Source organism: Methylobacterium sp. WL103, assembly GCF_008039885.1.
In the GTDB taxonomy this organism is placed as follows: Bacteria; Pseudomonadota; Alphaproteobacteria; order Rhizobiales; family Beijerinckiaceae; genus Methylobacterium; species Methylobacterium cerastii.
The window spans coordinates 1-746 of sequence record NZ_VRUX01001124.1; the positions used below are offsets into that span (position 1 = coordinate 1).

General features: G+C 73.2%; 2 protein-coding genes. Both read left to right on the top strand.

Going from position 1 to position 746, the window contains the following annotated elements:
- Positions 1-196: UPF0175 family protein (locus FV222_RS28190; RefSeq protein ID WP_147816421.1), on the top strand; the 196-nt coding region annotated here is incomplete at its 5' end.
- A 65-nt stretch (positions 197-261) separates the two neighbouring features.
- The gene (locus tag FV222_RS28195; protein ID WP_246685721.1) at positions 262-681 is read left to right on the top strand and encodes a DUF3368 domain-containing protein; all 420 of its coding nucleotides are present in this window, start codon (positions 262-264) and stop codon (positions 679-681) included.
- The last annotated feature ends 65 nt before the right edge of the window (positions 682-746 follow it).

Genomic DNA, 746 nt, shown 5'->3' on the forward strand with positions numbered 1-746 from the left:
GCGCCGTGCGCTCGAGGCCTTCGCGGTCGAGGAGTTCCGCGCCGGCCGGCTGACCCAGGCCGAGCTCCGTGCCCTGCTCGGGTTCGGCACCCGCGCGGCGCTCGACGCCTTCCTCAAGGCCCGCGACGTGTTCGTCGCCTACGACGTGCCCGACCTCGACGCCGACCGCCGCGACCTCGACCGCCTCGGCCTTTAGATCCGTTGCGCGCCGTCGCAGATACCGGGCCGCTCCATTACCTCGTCCTGATCCGTCGGATCTCGGTGCTGCCGATCCTGCTGACCGGGGTCTCGATCCCCGAGACGGTGCGTCGGGAGTTGAGCCATCCCGAAGCGCCGGTTCTGGTGCGCGGCTGGATGTCGGCGCCTCCGCCCTGGCTCGCGATCGAGCCCGATCCGACCGGGTCGGACCCGTCGCTCGGGAGGCTGGATGCCGGCGAGCGCGAGGCGCTGCGCTTGGCCTCCGCTCTCTCGGCGGACCTGATCCTGATGGACGATCGCGCCGGCGTCGGTGCGGCGCGGGCCAGGGGGGTCGCCGTCACCGGCACGCTCGGGATCATCGATCTGGCTGCGCGGCGCAGGCTTCTCGACGTGCGCGACGCCGTCGACCGGCTGCGGGCGACGAACTTCCGTTGCAGACCCATGCTCTTCGATGCCTTGATCGCCCGGCACCCCGAGCCCTGACGCTCAGCTCGCCCGGCGCAGGAACGCCCGGAACGGGCGGCGCTCGGGGGCCGGCTCGGGCGGGT